Genomic DNA, 15,830 nt, shown 5'->3' on the forward strand with positions numbered 1-15,830 from the left:
GTTTCGTGCTTATTATTGGGATTGCTTAAACGCCGGGCTCCTGATGCAGCCGACGACATGCAGTGCCATCCTCACGGAACAGATGGCAGCGCTCTGGCGGCAAGCCGATAGCGAATGTGGCACCCTCTTTTACCAACACCACGTCGTTCTGGCGGTAGACCAGGTTCTGACGAATGGCGGGGATCTGGATATGAATCTGTGTTTCATGACCTAACTGCTCAACCACCTGAACCTCGCCTTCAAGAGTCACATCGGCGATGTGGCTTGGCAGCAGATGCTCAGGGCGGATACCAAGGGACATGTTGGCCCCTACGTTGACGTTCGCGCTGTCTACCGGTAACCACACCTGCTGGCGGTTAGGCAGTTCGACCTGAACTTGATCGATGGCGGTCGCGGTGACTTTCACCGGCAGGAAGTTCATCTTTGGCGAGCCAATAAAGCCCGCAACAAAGCGGTCTGCCGGGTAGTGATAGAGCTCCAGCGGTTTACCGACCTGCGCCACGCGACCGGCATCCAGCACCACAATCTTGTCGGCCAGGGTCATCGCTTCGACCTGATCGTGGGTGACGTAAATCATGGTGCGGCCAAGGCGTTTGTGCAGACGGGAGATCTCAATACGCATCTGCACGCGCAGCGCGGCGTCGAGGTTCGACAGCGGCTCATCGAGCAGGAACACGCGCGGCTCTGCCACCAGCGTACGGCCAATCGCCACACGCTGACGCTGACCACCGGAGAGCGCCTTCGGCTTACGCTCCAGCAGGTGCGCCAGCTGCAGCACTTCGGCAACCTGGGTCACGCGCTGGTTAATGGTCTCTTTTTTTGCGCCAGCCAGCTTGAGGCCGAACGACATGTTCTCGGCAACGGAGAGATGGGGATAAAGTGCGTAAGACTGGAATACCATCCCGACGCCGCGTTCCGCAGGCGGGATATCGTTCATCCGGGTATCGCCAATCATCAGATCGCCGCTGGTGATGGTCTCCAGACCGGCAATCATGCGCAGCAGCGTGGATTTACCACAGCCTGACGGGCCAACAAAAACCACGAATTCACCTTCCTGGATATCGAGATTGATATCTTTCGATACCACCACGTCGCCCCAGGCTTTCGTTACGTTACGCAGTTCTACGCTCGCCATGCCCTACTCCCTTGTTACAGCCTGTCATCAACAGAAACATTCAATATGGGCTGACTATGCGGTATCGGGCCGCCTCGCGAATCCTCCACCCCCAGCCTTTTTTATGGGGGAGGAGGCGGGAGGATGAGAGAGTGGACTCAGACAGCGCGCCCAGGGGGCTGAGGCTAAATTCGTGATGTCACTGGCAAAATTGACCGCGGTTTTATGTGCGCTGGGACACATAACTGAAAGTTATGCAACGCAGATCACATAAAGAGGGGGTGGGGCGTAGGGGACAGGAGGATGGAAAGAGGATGTCAAATAAGGAGACTGAGCGACGTTGAACCACCTTAATGTATCCACAGCACATCACCAAAAAGGATGGCAGATATGAATATCAAGACTGGCGCACGCGTTTTCGCATTGTCCGCCCTGGCAGCAATGATGATTTCCGCTCCGGCGCTCGCCAAAATTGAAGAAGGTAAGCTGGTAATCTGGATTAACGGCGACAAAGGCTACAACGGCCTGGCCGAAGTGGGTAAAAAATTCGAGAAAGATACCGGCATCAAAGTCACCGTTGAGCACCCGGACAAGCTGGAAGAGAAATTCCCGCAGGTTGCGGCCACCGGCGACGGCCCGGACATTATCTTCTGGGCGCATGACCGTTTCGGCGGCTACGCGCAGTCTGGCCTGCTGGCGGAAGTGTCTCCGGATAAAGCCTTCCAGGACAAGCTGTTCCCGTTCACCTGGGACGCCGTGCGTTACAACGGCAAGCTGATTGCTTACCCGGTCGCGGTTGAATCGCTCTCTCTGATCTACAACAAAGACCTGGTACCGAACCCGCCAAAAACCTGGGAAGAGATCCCGGCGCTGGATAAAGAGCTGAAGGCGAAAGGTAAGAGCGCGCTGATGTTCAACCTGCAGGAGCCGTACTTCACCTGGCCGCTGATTGCTGCCGACGGCGGTTATGCGTTCAAGTTTGAAAACGGCAAATACGACGTGAAAGACGTCGGCGTGGACAGCGCAGGCGCGAAAGCGGGTCTGACCTTCCTGGTTGACCTGATCAAGAACAAACAGATGAACGCGGATACCGACTACTCCATCGCCGAAGCGGCCTTCAACAAGGGCGAAACCGCGATGACCATCAACGGTCCGTGGGCGTGGTCCAACATCGACAAGAGCAAAATCAACTACGGCGTCGCGGTGCTGCCAACCTTCAAAGGCAAGCCGTCTAAACCGTTCGTTGGCGTGCTGAGTGCCGGTATCAACGCCGCCAGCCCGAACAAAGAGCTGGCGAAAGAGTTCCTCGAAAACTACCTCCTGACCGATCAGGGTCTGGAAGAAGTTAACAAGGACAAACCGCTGGGCGCTGTCGCGCTGAAATCCTTCCAGGAAACCCTGGCGAAAGATCCACGTATCGCGGCAACCATGAGCAACGCCGAGAAAGGCGAAATCATGCCGAACATCCCGCAGATGGCTGCCTTCTGGTATGCCACCCGTACTGCGGTCATCAACGCAGCAAGCGGTCGTCAGACCGTGGATGCCGCGCTGAAAGATGCACAGGGCCGTATTACCAAGTAAGTCACAGTGGCGGGTGGCGCTTCGCTTACCCGCCCTACAACTACGGCTCGGACCGTAGGTCAGGTAAGCGGAGCGCCACCTGACAATAAGTTTTCACAGTTGTAGAGGAAGAACCCCATGGATGTCGTTAAAAAGAAACACTGGTGGCAAAGCGACACGCTGAAATGGTCAGTGATTGGTCTGCTGGGCTTGCTGGTGGGTTACCTTGTTGTTTTGATGTACGCCCAGGGGGAGTACCTGTTTGCCGCGATGACGCTGATTTTAAGCTCAATCGGCCTCTATATTTTTGCTAACCGCAAAGCCTATGCCTGGCGCTATGTTTATCCGGGTGTGGCCGGGATGGGGCTGTTTGTCCTGTTCCCCCTCATTTGCACCATCGCCATCGCCTTCACCAACTACAGCAGCACCAACCAGCTCGCTCAGGAGCGCGCCCAGCAGGTGCTGATGGATCGCTCCTATCAGGCCGGTAAGACCTTTAACTTTGGTCTCTACCCTGCTGGCGACGAGTGGAAGCTGGCGCTGACCGACGATGCCGCGGGCAAATACTACGTCTCCGACGCCTTTAAATTTGGCGGCGAGCAGAAACTGGCGCTGAAAGAAGCCGACGCGCTGCCGGAAGGCGAACGCGCCAACCTGCGTATCATCACCCAGAATCGTCAGGCGCTGACCCAGCTGACCGCTGAGCTGCCGGACGAAAGCAAAGTCATTATGAGCTCGCTGCGCCAGTTCTCCGGCACCCGCCCGCTGTATACGCTGGGCGATGACAGCACGCTCACCAACAACCAGACCGGCGTGAAGTACCGCCCGAATAACGACATCGGCTTCTACCAGTCCGTGAATGCCGACGGCAACTGGGGTGACGATAAGCTCAGCCCGGGCTACACCGTGACCATCGGCTGGGACAACTTCACCCGCGTCTTTACCGACGAAGGCATCCAGAAACCGTTCTTCGCTATCTTTGTCTGGACCGTGGTCTTCTCGGTGCTCACCGTGATCCTGACCGTGGCCGTGGGCATGGTGCTGGCCTGCCTGGTGCAGTGGGAATCCCTGAAAGGCAAAGCGATCTATCGCGTCCTGCTGATTCTGCCGTACGCCGTACCGTCGTTCATCTCGATTCTGATTTTCAAAGGGCTGTTCAACCAGAGCTTTGGTGAGATCAACATGATGCTGAGCAGCCTGTTTGGCATCAAACCGGCGTGGTTCAGCGACCCGACCACCGCCCGCAGCATGATCGTCATCGTTAACACCTGGCTCGGCTATCCGTACATGATGATCCTGTGCATGGGGCTGCTGAAGGCGATCCCGGATGACCTTTACGAAGCCTCGGCCATGGACGGTGCGACCCCGTTCCAGAACTTCTTTAAGATTACGCTTCCGCTGCTGATCAAGCCGCTGACGCCGCTAATGATCGCCAGCTTCGCCTTTAACTTTAACAACTTCGTGCTGATTCAGCTGTTGACCAACGGTGGCCCGGACCGTCTCGGCACCACCACGCCAGCAGGCTACACCGACCTGCTCGTCAGCTACACCTACCGTATCGCCTTCGAAGGCGGCGGTGGTCAGGACTTCGGTCTGGCGGCGGCCATCGCCACCCTGATCTTCCTGCTGGTAGGCGCGCTGGCTATCGTGAACCTGAAAGCCACCCGCATGAAATTCGACTAAGGAGGGCACATATTATGGCTATGGTACAACCCAAATCTCAGAAACTGCGCCTCCTCGTGACGCACTTAGGGCTGCTGATTTTTATCGCGGCGATCATGTTCCCGCTGCTGATGGTTATCGCCATCTCCCTGCGTTCGGGGAACTTCGCCACCGGCAGCCTGATCCCGGACGAAATCTCCTGGGAGCACTGGAAGCTGGCGCTGGGCTTCAGCGTTGAGCACGCCGACGGCCGCGTCACGCCGCCGCCGTTCCCGGTGCTGCTGTGGCTGTGGAACTCGGTGAAAGTCGCCACCATCACCGCGATCGGTATCGTGACGCTCTCCACTACCTGCGCCTACGCCTTTGCCCGTATGCGCTTCCCGGGTAAAGCGACGCTGCTGAAAGGGATGCTGATTTTCCAGATGTTCCCGGCGGTGCTGTCGCTGGTGGCCCTGTACGCGTTGTTTGACCGCCTCGGCCAGTACGTGCCGTTTATCGGTCTGAACACCCACGGCGGGGTGATTTTCGCCTATCTCGGCGGGATTGCGCTGCACGTCTGGACCATCAAAGGCTATTTCGAAACCATCGACAACTCGCTGGAAGAAGCGGCCTCGCTGGATGGCGCGACGCCGTGGCAGGCGTTCCGCCTGGTGCTGCTGCCGCTGTCGGTCCCGATTCTGGCGGTGGTGTTTATTCTGTCGTTTATCGCCGCCATCACCGAAGTGCCGGTGGCCTCACTGCTGCTGCGTGATGTGAACAGCTACACGCTGGCGGTAGGGATGCAGCAATACCTCAACCCGCAAAACTACCTGTGGGGCGACTTTGCCGCAGCCGCCGTGCTCTCTGCTATCCCGATCACCGTCGTGTTCCTGCTGGCCCAGCGCTGGCTGGTGAACGGCCTGACCGCGGGGGGCGTGAAAGGTTAAGTTTCATTGTTATTCCACTGCAACCCTCAACTTTGCCTTGATGTATTAATCCAAAACTTGTGACTGTTTTCGGCGGCCCTCGGGCCGCCCTTTTTTATTCCCGTTTCAGTCGCTTCGAGTTGCACAGCCAGAGTGTCATCACCAGCAGCAGGATCGCCGCCGAATAGAGCAACACGTCGAGGGGCGATTTATGATCGACGATAATCAGTCGCACAATCGCGGTAATGCCAATGTAGACAAAGTAACGCAGCGGGAAGTGAAAGCCAGACTGAAAGTACTTCACGATCAAGGCGATAAATTCAAAGTAGAGGAAGTAGACCACCAGCCCTTCAACCAGCTCGTATTTGCTGGTTTGCTCAGGGGCAAAAAGCACATCAGCCAGATGCACCGTCTCTTTACCGAGGAAGACGACCAGGATCAGGCCAAGGCTCAGCAGACCCAGGTTCAGCACGGTCTGCAGAATGGTTGAGATGAACTCAACACGCGGGCGAGTCAGGGATGTCATACAGCACCTCATTCTCCGGGGCGAGGTTCCTGTATAACGCAAAAATGTGACGGGGATCTATATTTTTTGTTTATATTTTGTGCAAAAAAGCCCGGTAGCGCTGCGCTTACCGGGCCTACAAGACCTGTAGGCCGGGCAAACGGAGTGCCGCCCGGCGTTGTTCACAACCGCAAAATTATGCGCGCCAGGCTTTATAACGGTTAATCAGGCCGTTAGTAGAGCTGTCATGGCTATTGATGTCCTTATCGTCACCCAGCTCCGGCAGAATGCGGTTCGCCAGCTGTTTGCCGAGCTCTACGCCCCACTGGTCAAAGGTGAAGATGTTCAGGATTGCGCCCTGAGTGAAGATTTTGTGCTCATACAGGGCAATCAGCGCGCCCAGGCTGAACGGGGTGATCTCACGCAGCAGGATGGAGTTGGTCGGACGGTTGCCTTCGAACACTTTGAACGGCACCACGTGATCCAGGGTTGCCGGATCTTTACCCTGATCGCGATACTCCTGCTCAACCACATCACGCGCTTTCCCGAACGCCAGCGCTTCAGTTTGCGCGAAGAAGTTCGACAGCAGCTTCGGATGGTGGTCAGACAGCGCGTTATGGGTGATGGCCGGGGCGATGAAATCGCAAGGTACCATTTTGGTGCCCTGGTGGATCAGCTGGTAGAACGCGTGCTGGCCGTTGGTGCCTGGCTCACCCCAGATGATTGGGCCAGTCTGGTAATCCACGGCGTTGCCGTTACGGTCAACGTATTTGCCGTTGGATTCCATGTTGCCCTGCTGGAAGTAGGCTGCGAAACGGTGCATGTACTGGTCGTACGGCAGGATCGCTTCGGTTTCTGCACCAAAGAAGTTGTTGTACCAGATCCCGATCAGCGCCAGCAGCACCGGCAGGTTTTTCTCGGGGGCGGTGGTGGAGAAGTGCTTATCCATCGCATGCGCGCCGGAGAGCAGCTCAACAAAGTTGTCGTAGCCCACGGAGAGGATGATGGACAGACCGATTGCGGACCACAGGGAGTAGCGACCGCCAACCCAGTCCCAGAATTCAAACATGTTGGCGGTGTCGATCCCGAACTCGCCTACGGCTTTAGCGTTGGTGGAGAGCGCCGCGAAGTGTTTCGCTACGTGCTGCTCATCACCGGCCGTTTTCAGGAACCAGTCGCGCGCGCTGTGGGCGTTGGTCATGGTTTCCTGGGTGGTGAAGGTTTTGGACGCCACCAGGAACAGGGTGCTTTCCGGGTTCACTTTTTTCAGCACTTCGGCGATGTGGGTACCATCGACGTTAGAGACAAAGTGCATGTTGAGGTGGTTTTTATACGGACGCAGCGCTTCGGTCACCATGAACGGGCCGAGGTCGGAGCCGCCGATACCGATATTCACCACGTCGGTGATCGGTTTGCCGGTGTAGCCTTTCCACTGGCCTGAGATGATTGCTTCAGAGAAGGTTTTCATCTTTTCCAGCACGGCGTTGACTTCCGGCATCACGTCTTTGCCGTCAACGATAATCGGAGTATTGCTACGGTTACGCAGTGCCACATGCAGTACGGCACGATCTTCGGTGCGGTTGATCTTCTCGCCGGAGAACATGGACTTGATGGCACCGCTCAGATCGGTCTCTTTCGCCAGATCCTGCAGTTTTGCCAGCGTCTCTTCGGTGATGCGGTTTTTGGAAAAATCCACCAGCATCCGATCGTCGAAGGTCGCGGAGAACTTATTGAAACGATCGCCGTCTTTCGCGAACAGCTCCGCGATAGTGACGTCTTTCATTTCTTCAAAGTGTTTCTGTAATGCCTGCCAGGCTGCAGTCTGCGTTGGATTGATATTTTTCATAGCAATACTCTTCTGAATTGAGAATTGTGACCTCGGTCGATTGTAGCCTCTGTCGCTAAAAATTGTGATGGTTTTTATGCCATTGGCCTGGCCTGCATCAAGTGCAGCGCAAAAGCTCCAAAAGTATAGCTGTTATAAGTCCTGTTTCTCATATGGAATGCAGCATGAAAAATCCGCATAATCCCGGCGTTGACAGGATCCTTCACACATTTTATTTATACACACGGTATTTGCGCCTGCACCGATAAAACTATTTTGTCCTTGTGCCATGGTCGCTCTTTTCCTTCCCTGACACGAGGTTGTTATGACGAGTTTTGTTGTCGCCAAATTTGGCGGTACCAGCGTGGCCGATTTTGATGCCATGAACCGCAGCGCCGATGTGGTGCTGGCCGATCCTGATACCCGGCTGGTGGTGTTGTCCGCTTCGGCTGGCGTCACTAACCTGCTGGTTGCCCTGGCAGAAGGGCTGGAAGCGAGCGAGCGCCAGGAGAAGCTGGCTGCCCTGCACAAAATTCAGTTCGACATCCTTGGCCGTCTGCGCGATCCGAGCGTGATCAGCGAAGAGATTGAGCGCCTGCTGGAAAATATCATCCCCCTGGCCGAAGCCGCCTCTCTGGCCACCTCCACCGCCCTGACTGATGAGCTGGTCAGCCACGGTGAGCTGATGTCCACCCTGCTGTTTGTTGAAGTGCTGCGCGAGCGTAACGTGCAGTCGCTGTGGTTCGACGCGCGTAAAGTGCTGCGCACCAGCGACCGTTTTGGTCGCGCCGAGCCGGACGTTGCCGCCATCGCCGAACTGACCACCCAACAGCTGGCACCGCGTCTGGCGGAAGGGATTGTCATCACCCAGGGCTTTATCGGTAGCGAAGCGAAAGGCCGCACCACCACCCTGGGCCGTGGCGGCAGCGACTACACCGCCGCCCTGCTGGGCGAAGCGCTGCAGGCCTCCCGCGTGGATATCTGGACGGACGTGCCGGGCATCTACACCACCGATCCGCGCGTGGTGCCTACCGCAAAACGTATTGACGTGATCGCCTTTGAAGAAGCCGCCGAGATGGCGACCTTTGGCGCGAAAGTGCTGCACCCGGCGACGTTGCTGCCGGCAGTGCGCAGCGACATTCCGGTGTTCGTCGGCTCCAGTAAAGATCCAAAAGCGGGCGGCACCATGGTGTGCAATACCACCGAAAACCCACCGCTGTTCCGCGCCCTGGCGCTGCGCCGCAAGCAGACCCTGCTCACCCTGCATAGCCTGAGCATGCTCCACTCCCGCGGCTTCCTGGCCGAAGTGTTCAGCATTCTGGCGCGCCACAGTATCTCCGTGGACCTGGTGACCACCTCAGAGGTGAATATCGCCCTGACGCTGGATACCACCGGCTCAACCTCCACCGGCGACACCCTGCTGACGCAGTCCTTGCTGATGGAGCTCTCTGAGCTGTGCCGCGTTGAGGTGGAAGAAGATCTCGCCCTGGTGGCAATCATCGGTAACGAACTGTCCCGCGCCAGCGGCGTGGGCAAAGAGGTGTTTGGCGTGCTGGAGCCTTTCAACATCCGCATGATTTGCTACGGCGCATCCAGCTACAACCTGTGCTTCCTGGTGCCGGGCGCTGAAGCGGAGCAGGTTGTGCAGAAGCTGCATCATAATCTGTTCGAATAACAGAAAAATGGCCCGGAAATCCGGGCCATTTTTTTATTCTGCCAGCACCGTTCTCATCAGGAGCGAATCCAGCGATCTGATATCACCGTCGCGGCTGTCAGGCAGCGTCGGCGGGTTTTCGCCTCGCGCCAGCTCCCGGGCGATGAAAGCATGCAACAAAGGGCGCCTGGGGCCGTATTGCGCTTCTCCGGCACGCTGCTTTATCGCCACTAAGTCATCGATTTCCTGACGTAACGGCGCATCAAGCCCACTTCCCGCCAGCAGTTCGTCAAAGCGCATCGGCGGCACACCTTTCCCGGCTTCCACCCACCGCACCGCTAACAGTGGACGTAAGACGTAAAAGTACTTCTTCAGCCTCACCTCTTCCCCCTGTAAGTATCCACGGAAGTTTTTGCGCGCCATAGAGTAGTAGTGCCAGCGCGCGCGCACCGGGGAAAACCAGGCGGGCACCTGCGCGCGTAACTGCGTTACCACCGTTTCGTTCTGCTGATAGACAACCGGCGAATCCAGCCACTCGATAAGCGTGGGGTTGGCCGCTTTCAGCAAGCCAAGCGCCTTACGCCACTCCCAGCCGCTCACGTCCAGTTCGTCATCGATGGGCAGTTCGATGACGTCCCGCTGCGGCTCCACGCGCAAGTACCAGTCCGGTTTATGCACATACAGGAATCGCACGTCATAATCGCTGTCCGGCGACGCAAAGCCCCAGCCCCGGCTGCCCGATTCACAGGCGTAAAGCACGGTCACATTGAATCGTTGCTCTATTTCATTGAGCTGATGCCGCACGCGCTCGCGCATGGCGGCATCTACACCGTTGTTAGCCATCTTTTTATCCTTTTACACAGACCACCTGGCGCAAGGTATGGACGATTTCGACCAGTGAGGCTTGCGCCGCCATGACGGCATCGATGTCTTTATAGGCCATCGGGATCTCATCAATGACCTCGCTGTCTTTTCTGCACTCGACGTGCGCCGTGGCGCGGATCTGATCCGCAACGGTGAAGCGTTTTTTGGCCGCCGTGCGGCTCATCACCCGCCCTGCGCCGTGGCTGCAGGAGCAGAAGCTCTCTTCATTGCCCAGGCCGCGCACGATAAAGCTCTTCGCCCCCATCGAACCGGGGATGATCCCCATTTCGCCCTTCTGCGCCGACACCGCCCCTTTGCGCGTGACGAGCACGTCCTCACCAAAATGACGCTCTTTCTGCACATAGTTGTGATGGCAATTCACCGCCTCCTGCTGGGTCAGGAAAGGCTTTGGCACACTGCGCGAAAGCGCGGCCAGCACGCGGGACATCATCACCTCGCGGTTATGGCGGGCAAAATCCTGCGCCCACTCCACGGCTTCGATGTAGTCGTTGTAGTGCCGGCTTCCCTCCTGGAAATAGGCCAGATTTCTGTCAGGCAGGTTGGCGATGTGCTGCTGCATATCCTGCTGCGCCAGGGTAATAAATACATTGCCGATCGCATTGCCCACACCACGCGAGCCGCTGTGCAACATGACCCAGACGCGATCCGCTTCGTCCAGACAGATTTCAATAAAGTGGTTACCGGTCCCCAGCGTTCCCAGATGCTGATGGTTATTGGTTTTCAGCAGCTGGGGATATTTATCCGTCAGCCGTTTAAAGCGCGGGGCCAGCTGCGCCCAGTGGCTATCCACAACATCCGGCGTCTTTTCCCACGCCCCTTTATCGCGACGGGAGCGGGTACTTGTGCGCCCATGCGGCACCGCCTGTTCAATGGCGCTGCGCAATCCGTGGAGGTTGTCCGGCAGATCGCCTGCCAGCAGCGATGTCCGCACGGCGATCATCCCGCAGCCGATATCTACACCCACCGCCGCGGGAATGATGGCCCCTTTGGTGGGGATCACGCTGCCAATGGTGGAACCTTTGCCGAGATGCACATCCGGCATCACCGCCAGATGTTTAAAAATAAAGGGCATCTTTGCGGTATTCAGCAGTTGCTCACGCGCCTCTGGCTCAACGGGCACCCCGTGCGTCCACATTTTTACCGGTGCGCTGTGCTGCGCCGTTAAAACGTCAAAATCGTTCGGTTTCATTTGCTCATCCTCAGGGCAGTCTGTTACCAGGTAGTATTGCCAGAAGCGTGCCAGAATCTTCATACTGCATAAAAAAATCTATCCGTATGATTATATTGCTATTTATTTTATCTTTTTCGCCGAAGATTGCTTAACCTACAGATTATTTTTATCTTTTAGTATCGAACTTTATCTTGCAGGATAAACATGAAGAAGCGGCGGGTAGTGATTGGGGTACTGGGCACGGTAATGGACAAACGCGGGAAGCGGGCCAACCGCCTGCGCAAATGGCGCCCGACGGTCGGGCTTTGCCAGCAGCCCGATCTCCCTGTCGACCGGCTTGAACTGCTCCACCAGCCCCAGGATCGGGGGATGGCGGAGCAGATAACGGAAGATATCAGGCTGCTTTCACCCCATACCACTGTGCGCCCGTATTCCGTCACTATTACCGATCCCTGGGATTTTGAAGAGGTCTACGCCGCGTTTCTCGACTTCGCCACACACTACAAGTTTGACACCGAACATGAAGAGTACCTGGTGCATATCACCACCGGCACCCATGTGGCGCAGATCTGCTGGTTTTTGTTAACCGAAGCGCGGTATCTCCCCGCCAGCCTGATCCAGACCGGTCCCGCCAGCAGGGATGCGCCCGAAGAGGCCGTCCCCGTCGGACGTTACTCAATCATCGACCTGGATTTAAGCCGCTACGCCACATTGACCAGCCGCTTTCAGCGCGAACAGCAGGAATCCGTTTCGTTCCTGAAAGCCGGAATTGATACCCGCAATGCCACCTTCAACGCCCTGATCGATCAGATTGAGCGTGTGGCGCTGCGCTCGACCGCCCCGGTTCTGCTGACTGGCCCAACGGGGGCCGGAAAATCCTTTCTCGCAAACCGCATCTATCAGCTGAAGCAATCCCGCCATCAGCTGGCTGGCAGGCTGGTCGCGGTAAACTGCGCCACGCTGCGGGGTGATAACGCCATGTCGACACTTTTCGGCCATGTCAAAGGGGCATTTACCGGGGCAGCCACGGCGCGCGCCGGGCTGCTGCGCGAGGCGGACGGCGGCGTACTATTTTTAGATGAAATAGCCGAGCTTGGCCTCGACGAACAAGCCATGCTGTTGAAAGCTATCGAAGAAAAAACCTTCTTTCCGTTTGGCTCCGATAAAGAGGTCAGGAGCGATTTTCAGCTAATTGCCGGCACGCACCGGGATATGCGCCAGTGGGTGGCGGAAGGTCGCTTCCGCGAAGATCTCTACGCCCGGATCAATATGTGGAGTTTTGCCCTGCCCGGCCTGGCGCAGCGCCGGGAAGATATCGCCCCGAACGTGGAGTACGAACTGCAGCGCTTTGCGGCCGAAGCGCAATCTCAGGTTCGCTTCGATAAAGAGGCACGCGAGCGCTATCTGCGTTTTGCTGACTCGCCTCAGGCGTTATGGCGCGGTAACTTTCGTGAACTGGGTTCCTCCGTGGCGCGCATGGCCACGCTTGCCGAACAGGGGCGCATCACCTTAGCGCTTGTTGAGGAAGAGATCCTCAGGCTGCAGGAGAGCTGGCAAACCGCCACACCGTTAACGGCGATGGCGCTGGATCTCTTTGACCAGCGACAGCTGGAAACCGTGCTGGAGGTGTGTCGCCGTAGCGCCTCATTATCCGAGGCCGGACGCGAGCTCTTTGCCGTCTCCCGAATGAAAAAGGCCGTGCCTAACGACGCCGACAGGCTGCGCAAATATCTCACCCGTTTTGGCCTGAGCTGGGAAGGCCTCCATCCGGGATCATGAAGAAAATTTGGTTGAACAAAATTCATTAGCAGGATAAACACTATCTCTAAGCCGGGCTCGATCCCGGCTTTTTCATAACTACATGACACAACAAATCGCAAGGAATCCGTATGTTATCCGCCATCACCCGGCTGTTCCCGTTATGGGCGCTGCTGCTCTCTGTTTTAGCCTATTACACCCCAACCACCTTTACCGCTATCGGCCCGTGGGTCACCACGCTGCTGATGCTGATCATGTTCGGCATGGGCGTGCACCTGAAGATCGACGACTTCAAACGCGTGCTGTCGCGTCCGGCCCCGGTGGCGGCAGGTATTTTCCTGCACTATCTGGTGATGCCGCTGGCGGCATGGGCGCTGGCTATCGCCTTTAAGATGCCGCCTGACCTCTCCGCAGGCATGGTGCTGGTGGGCAGCGTGGCCAGTGGTACCGCCTCCAACGTGATGATCTATCTGGCAAAAGGGGATGTGGCGCTGTCGGTGACCATCTCCTCCGTCTCCACCCTGGTGGGCGTGGTTGCCACCCCGCTGCTGACGCGTCTGTATGTGGATGCCCACATTCAGGTGGACGTGATGGGGATGCTGCTGAGCATTCTGCAAATCGTGGTGATCCCGATTGCGCTGGGGCTGGTTATCCATCACCTGTTCCCGCGGGTAGTGAAAGCCGTTGAGCCGTACCTGCCAGCGTTTTCCATGATCTGTATTCTGGCAATCATCAGCGCGGTGGTGGCCGGTTCTGCGGCGCATATCGCCTCTGTGGGCTTCGTGGTGATTATCGCCGTGGTGCTGCATAACACAATCGGTCTGCTGGGCGGTTACTGGGGCGGGAAGCTGTTCGGCTTTGACGAATCCACCTGCCGCACGCTGGCGATTGAGGTCGGGATGCAGAACTCGGGTCTGGCCGCTGCGCTCGGCAAAATTTACTTCTCACCACTGGCAGCTCTGCCTGGCGCGCTGTTCTCGGTATGGCATAACCTTTCCGGCTCCCTGCTGGCAGGTTACTGGTCGGGTAAGCCCCTCGATGAACAAAAGAAAAGCGATGTGGTGAAGGAAGGTTAATTCAGCTTCGCCGCAGCGAAGGCATGCTTTACACTGAAGCCTCTTTCACAGGAGGCTTCAGGTATGTCCACACCAAGATTGACCCAGAAAGAGATGACGGAAAGCGAGCAGCGCGAACTGAAAACCCTGCTCGATCGCGCGCGTATCGCCCATGGCCGTCTGCTGACCAACGCCGAAACCAATCACCTCAAAAAAGAGTACATCGACAAACTGATGGCGCAGCGTGAGCTGGACGCTAAAAAAGCCCGCAAACTTCGCAAAGAGCAGGCTTATAAGGTGGATAAAGAGGCGACGTTTTCCTGGTCGGCCAATACTCCAACCCGTGGAAGGCGCTGATCAGCGCCCTTTCTTTTTGCGTCCTGGCGAAGTAAAGCGTTTTCCGTTTCCGGCAGGCTTCGCCCGGCTTTTCTCTTCTGATTGCGGCGCTTTAACCACCGGGCGTTTGATGCCCTGGGTTTTCGGTTTCGCTTTGGCTTTTGGCTTCGCTTCAGAGGATGAGTTCTCAATCAGCTTAAACAGCTCAATCAGTTCGTCATCGGTCAGATCGCGCCACTCGCCCAGCGGGATGCCGGTAAGGCTGACGTTCATGATGCGCGTGCGTTCCAGCTTCGTCACTTCAAAACCGAAATGCTCGCACATGCGGCGGATCTGGCGGTTTAACCCCTGAACGAGGGTGATGCGGAACGCGAACGGCGCCTCTTTCTTCACCTTGCACTTTTTCGTCACCGTGCCGAGGATCGGTACTCCCGCCCCCATCCCGCGAATGAATTCGTCAGTTACCGGTTTGTTGACCGTGACGATGTACTCTTTCTCGTGGTCGTTACCGGCCCGCAGGATTTTGTTCACCAGATCGCCGTGGTTGGTGAGGAAAATCAGCCCCTGAGAGTCTTTGTCCAGGCGGCCAATCGGGAAAATACGGCTGCTGTGGTTAACGAAATCAACGATGTTGTCGCGCTCGCCATCTTCCGTGGTACTGACAATGCCAACCGGTTTATTCAGCGCGATAAATACCAGGTCTTCTGCGTTACGCGGCTCGATCGCCTGACCATTTACTTTGACCACGTCGCCAGGGGCGACCTGATCGCCAATGGTGGCGCGTTTACCGTTGATAAACACGTTGCCCTGTTCGATATAACGGTCAGCCTCGCGACGCGAGCAGATCCCGCTCTCGCTAATATATTTGTTTAATCGGGTGGATTGAGTTGGCAGCATAATTTCTCCTGTAGAGGCGAAATATACCTTAGGTTTGGGCTGGTAAAAAGATCAGCCGCTGGCGAAAAAGCGAGGTTGAGTTGTTTGCGAAGCGCTTTCAGCATTTGAAGTTTGAGGCTTTACGGGTTCACCCTATCACTTTTATTTTCATTCCCTGTGCATATAGTTTTGTAGTTTATAAACAACAGGGAGTAGTATGAAAGAGCTCGTTCAGACAGAACCCTTTCGCTGCTGGGAGCAAAATTTAAAAGACCGACGTGCGAAAACAGTGATAGCAGCCCGCCTGTTCCGGCTGGCAAACGGATTACCGGGTGACGTGAAACCTGTAGGTGAAGGCGTAAGCGAGCTTAGGATCCACGTCGGTCCTGGTTACAGGATCTACTTCAAACAGCATGGCAAGCGCATCATTCTGCTGTTATGCGGCGGCGACAAAAGTAGTCAGGACAAAGATATCCTTCTGGCCAGGGTGCTTGCCAGAACCTTAAAACTGCAGGAGTAATCCT

At 56.6% G+C, this 15,830-nt stretch carries 14 protein-coding genes; 8 read left to right on the forward strand and 6 right to left on the reverse strand.

What is annotated here, in order from left to right:
* Positions 1–25 precede the first annotated feature (25 nt).
* Positions 26–1,135, reverse strand: a complete 1,110-nt coding sequence (gene malK, locus K5I40_RS10660; protein WP_039031926.1) for a maltose/maltodextrin ABC transporter ATP-binding protein MalK — start codon at positions 1,133–1,135, stop codon at positions 26–28.
* Between the two features lie 369 nt (positions 1,136–1,504).
* On the opposite strand from malK, the gene malE reads away from it, so the two are divergent.
* The 3 genes from malE (at position 1,505) to malG (ending at position 5,262) form a co-directional block, all read left to right on the forward strand.
* Complete coding sequence (gene malE, locus K5I40_RS10665; RefSeq protein ID WP_039031925.1) at positions 1,505–2,695, forward strand: maltose/maltodextrin ABC transporter substrate-binding protein MalE; 1,191 nt, start codon at positions 1,505–1,507, stop codon at positions 2,693–2,695.
* A gap of 117 nt (positions 2,696–2,812) precedes the next feature.
* On the forward strand, positions 2,813–4,357 hold the full coding sequence (gene malF, locus K5I40_RS10670; RefSeq protein WP_039031924.1) for a maltose ABC transporter permease MalF: 1,545 nt from the start codon (positions 2,813–2,815) through the stop codon (positions 4,355–4,357).
* A 14-nt stretch (positions 4,358–4,371) separates the two neighbouring features.
* Complete coding sequence (malG, locus tag K5I40_RS10675) at positions 4,372–5,262, forward strand: maltose ABC transporter permease MalG (RefSeq protein WP_039031923.1); 891 nt, start codon at positions 4,372–4,374, stop codon at positions 5,260–5,262.
* 94 nt (positions 5,263–5,356) lie between these two features.
* Here the strand turns inward: malG and psiE are convergent, their stop codons facing one another.
* Together psiE and pgi are read right to left on the reverse strand one after the other, a co-directional pair.
* Complete coding sequence (gene psiE, locus K5I40_RS10680) at positions 5,357–5,767, reverse strand: phosphate-starvation-inducible protein PsiE (RefSeq protein ID WP_039031922.1); 411 nt, start codon at positions 5,765–5,767, stop codon at positions 5,357–5,359.
* 175 nt (positions 5,768–5,942) lie between these two features.
* On the reverse strand, positions 5,943–7,592 hold the full coding sequence (pgi, locus tag K5I40_RS10685; protein ID WP_223074517.1) for a glucose-6-phosphate isomerase: 1,650 nt from the start codon (positions 7,590–7,592) through the stop codon (positions 5,943–5,945).
* A 304-nt stretch (positions 7,593–7,896) separates the two neighbouring features.
* On the opposite strand from pgi, the gene lysC reads away from it, so the two are divergent.
* On the forward strand, positions 7,897–9,246 hold the full coding sequence (gene lysC / locus K5I40_RS10690; protein ID WP_223074518.1) for a lysine-sensitive aspartokinase 3: 1,350 nt from the start codon (positions 7,897–7,899) through the stop codon (positions 9,244–9,246).
* Between the two features lie 33 nt (positions 9,247–9,279).
* Here lysC and K5I40_RS10695 read toward each other — a convergent pair whose 3' ends face one another.
* Positions 9,280–10,068, reverse strand: a complete 789-nt coding sequence (locus tag K5I40_RS10695; protein ID WP_039031919.1) for a nucleotidyltransferase domain-containing protein — start codon at positions 10,066–10,068, stop codon at positions 9,280–9,282.
* Positions 10,069–10,072: 4 nt separating this feature from the next.
* Entirely contained in the window at positions 10,073–11,299 is a 1,227-nt protein-coding gene (locus K5I40_RS10700) for an RtcB family protein (protein ID WP_223074519.1), read from the reverse strand.
* Positions 11,300–11,485: 186 nt separating this feature from the next.
* Between K5I40_RS10700 and rtcR the strand changes: the two genes are divergently transcribed.
* The 3 genes from rtcR to K5I40_RS10715 all read left to right on the forward strand — a co-directional run bounded on the left by rtcR (position 11,486) and on the right by K5I40_RS10715 (position 14,451).
* Positions 11,486–13,060, forward strand: a complete 1,575-nt coding sequence (gene rtcR / locus K5I40_RS10705; RefSeq protein WP_223074520.1) for an RNA repair transcriptional activator RtcR — start codon at positions 11,486–11,488, stop codon at positions 13,058–13,060.
* A 110-nt stretch (positions 13,061–13,170) separates the two neighbouring features.
* Positions 13,171–14,115: a ketopantoate/pantoate/pantothenate transporter PanS gene (panS, locus tag K5I40_RS10710; protein WP_039031916.1), complete on the forward strand. Its 945-nt coding sequence runs from the start codon at positions 13,171–13,173 to the stop codon at positions 14,113–14,115.
* A 63-nt stretch (positions 14,116–14,178) separates the two neighbouring features.
* Positions 14,179–14,451, forward strand: coding sequence for a DUF3811 domain-containing protein (locus tag K5I40_RS10715; protein ID WP_103177828.1), 273 nt, complete (start codon positions 14,179–14,181; stop codon positions 14,449–14,451).
* Here the strand turns inward: K5I40_RS10715 and rluF are convergent, their stop codons facing one another.
* Positions 14,452–15,327 (reverse strand): 23S rRNA pseudouridine(2604) synthase RluF, encoded by an 876-nt coding sequence (gene rluF / locus K5I40_RS10720; protein ID WP_039031914.1) that lies wholly within the window; start codon positions 15,325–15,327, stop codon positions 14,452–14,454.
* A 196-nt stretch (positions 15,328–15,523) separates the two neighbouring features.
* Here rluF and K5I40_RS10725 point away from each other — a divergent pair, with 196 nt between their 5' ends.
* Positions 15,524–15,826, forward strand: coding sequence for a type II toxin-antitoxin system RelE/ParE family toxin (locus K5I40_RS10725; protein WP_039031913.1), 303 nt, complete (start codon positions 15,524–15,526; stop codon positions 15,824–15,826).
* Positions 15,827–15,830: the final 4 nt, after the last annotated feature.

The sequence above is a fragment of the Leclercia sp. LTM14 genome, assembly GCF_023736175.1.
Classification (GTDB): Bacteria; Pseudomonadota; Gammaproteobacteria; order Enterobacterales; family Enterobacteriaceae; genus Enterobacter; species Enterobacter barmai.

What these genes read in the sequence shown, in the direction of transcription:
- malK (WP_039031926.1), bottom strand. Translation starts at nt 1,135, where the DNA reads ATGGCGAGCGTAGAACTGCGTAACGTAACGAAAGCCTGGGGCGACGTG.
- malE (WP_039031925.1), top strand. Translation starts at nt 1,505, where the DNA reads ATGAATATCAAGACTGGCGCACGCGTTTTCGCATTGTCCGCCCTGGCA.
- malF (WP_039031924.1), top strand. Translation starts at nt 2,813, where the DNA reads ATGGATGTCGTTAAAAAGAAACACTGGTGGCAAAGCGACACGCTGAAA.
- malG (WP_039031923.1), top strand. Translation starts at nt 4,372, where the DNA reads ATGGCTATGGTACAACCCAAATCTCAGAAACTGCGCCTCCTCGTGACG.
- psiE (WP_039031922.1), bottom strand. Translation starts at nt 5,767, where the DNA reads ATGACATCCCTGACTCGCCCGCGTGTTGAGTTCATCTCAACCATTCTG.
- pgi (WP_223074517.1), bottom strand. Translation starts at nt 7,592, where the DNA reads ATGAAAAATATCAATCCAACGCAGACTGCAGCCTGGCAGGCATTACAG.
- lysC (WP_223074518.1), top strand. Translation starts at nt 7,897, where the DNA reads ATGACGAGTTTTGTTGTCGCCAAATTTGGCGGTACCAGCGTGGCCGAT.
- K5I40_RS10695 (WP_039031919.1), bottom strand. Translation starts at nt 10,068, where the DNA reads ATGGCTAACAACGGTGTAGATGCCGCCATGCGCGAGCGCGTGCGGCAT.
- K5I40_RS10700 (WP_223074519.1), bottom strand. Translation starts at nt 11,299, where the DNA reads ATGAAACCGAACGATTTTGACGTTTTAACGGCGCAGCACAGCGCACCG.
- rtcR (WP_223074520.1), top strand. Translation starts at nt 11,486, where the DNA reads ATGAAGAAGCGGCGGGTAGTGATTGGGGTACTGGGCACGGTAATGGAC.
- panS (WP_039031916.1), top strand. Translation starts at nt 13,171, where the DNA reads ATGTTATCCGCCATCACCCGGCTGTTCCCGTTATGGGCGCTGCTGCTC.
- K5I40_RS10715 (WP_103177828.1), top strand. Translation starts at nt 14,179, where the DNA reads ATGTCCACACCAAGATTGACCCAGAAAGAGATGACGGAAAGCGAGCAG.
- rluF (WP_039031914.1), bottom strand. Translation starts at nt 15,327, where the DNA reads ATGCTGCCAACTCAATCCACCCGATTAAACAAATATATTAGCGAGAGC.
- K5I40_RS10725 (WP_039031913.1), top strand. Translation starts at nt 15,524, where the DNA reads ATGAAAGAGCTCGTTCAGACAGAACCCTTTCGCTGCTGGGAGCAAAAT.